At 57.5% G+C, this 1,716-nt stretch carries 1 rRNA gene; it reads right to left on the bottom strand.

Features of this window, described 5'->3' with window-relative positions:
- Nucleotides 1–1,716 (bottom strand): 23S ribosomal RNA (locus DCC82_RS17280); the annotation flags it as partial.

The raw sequence follows: 1,716 nt of genomic DNA, 5'->3' as shown, positions 1-1,716 counted from the left end.
TTGGTTAAGTCCTCGATCGATTAGTATCCGTCAGCTCCACGTGTCGCCACGCTTCCACCTCGGACCTATCGACCTCGTCATCTTCGAGGGATCTTACTCGCTTGACGCGATGGGAAATCTCATCTTGAGGGGGGCTTCACGCTTAGATGCTTTCAGCGCTTATCCCTTCCGCACATAGCTACCCAGCGGTGCCCCTGGCGGGACAACTGGTACACCAGCGGTGCGTCCATCCCGGTCCTCTCGTACTAAGGACAGCTCCTCTCAAATTTCCTGCGCCCGCGACGGATAGGGACCGAACTGTCTCACGACGTTCTGAACCCAGCTCGCGTACCGCTTTAATGGGCGAACAGCCCAACCCTTGGGACCGACTACAGCCCCAGGATGCGATGAGCCGACATCGAGGTGCCAAACCTCCCCGTCGATGTGGACTCTTGGGGGAGATCAGCCTGTTATCCCCGGGGTAGCTTTTATCCGTTGAGCGATGGCCCTTCCATACGGAACCACCGGATCACTAAGCCCGACTTTCGTCCCTGCTCGACCTGTCCGTCTCGCAGTCAAGCTCCCTTGTGCCTTTGCACTCTACGAATGATTTCCAACCATTCTGAGGGAACCTTTGGGCGCCTCCGTTACCTTTTGGGAGGCGACCGCCCCAGTCAAACTGCCCACCTGACACTGTCTCCCACCCCGATAAGGGGTGCGGGTTAGAATTTCAATACCGCCAGGGTGGTATCCCACCGGCGCCTCCACCGAAGCTGGCGCTCCGGCTTCTCAGGCTCCCACCTATCCTGTACAAGCGATACCAAAATTCCATATCAGGCTGCAGTAAAGCTCCACGGGGTCTTTCCGTCCTGTCGCGGGTAACCTGCATCTTCACAGGTAGTATGATTTCACCGGGTCTCTCGTTGAGACAGTGCCCAAGTCGTTACACCTTTCGTGCGGGTCGGAACTTACCCGACAAGGAATTTCGCTACCTTAGGACCGTTATAGTTACGGCCGCCGTTTACTGGGGCTTCGGTTCGCACCTTCAGCCTTGCGGCTTAAGCGCTCCCCTTAACCTTCCAGCACCGGGCAGGTGTCAGCCCCTATACTTCGCCTTTCGGCTTCGCAGAGACCTGTGTTTTTGGTAAACAGTCGCTTGGGCCTTTTCACTGCGGCTCTCTCGGGCTCATCACCCAAGAGAGCACCCCTTCTCCCGAAGTTACGGGGTCATTTTGCCGAGTTCCTTAACGAGAGTTCTCCCGCGCACCTTAGGATTCTCTCCTCGCCTACCTGTGTCGGTTTGCGGTACGGGCACCTCTCACCTCGCTAGAGGCTTTTCTTGGCAGTGTAGGATCGGGGACTTCGGGACCGATGGTCCCTTCGCCATCACGGCTCAGCCTTTGCGCCAGACGGATTTGCCTATCTGGCAGCCTAACCGCTTGGACAGGCTATTCCAGCAGCCTGCTCGCCCTACCTTCCTGCGTCCCCCCATTGCTCAAACGGTGAGGAGGTGGTACAGGAATCTCAACCTGTTGCCCATCACCTACGCCTTTCGGCCTCGGCTTAGGTCCCGACTAACCCTGAGCGGACGAACCTTCCTCAGGAAACCTTAGGCTTTCGGTGCAGAGGATTCTCACCTCTGTTTTCGCTACTCACACCGGCATTCTCACTTCTAAGCGCTCCACGAGTCCTTCCGGTCCCGCTTCGGCGCGCTTAGAACGCTCCCCTACCGATGAC

It is taken from the genome of Geobacillus sp. LYN3, from assembly GCF_003064505.1.
GTDB classification, from domain to species: Bacteria; Bacillota; Bacilli; order Bacillales; family Anoxybacillaceae; genus Parageobacillus_B; species Parageobacillus_B toebii.
The sequence above is the reverse complement of the archived record's forward strand: the minus strand, read 5'-3'. Positions and strand labels throughout refer to the sequence as shown.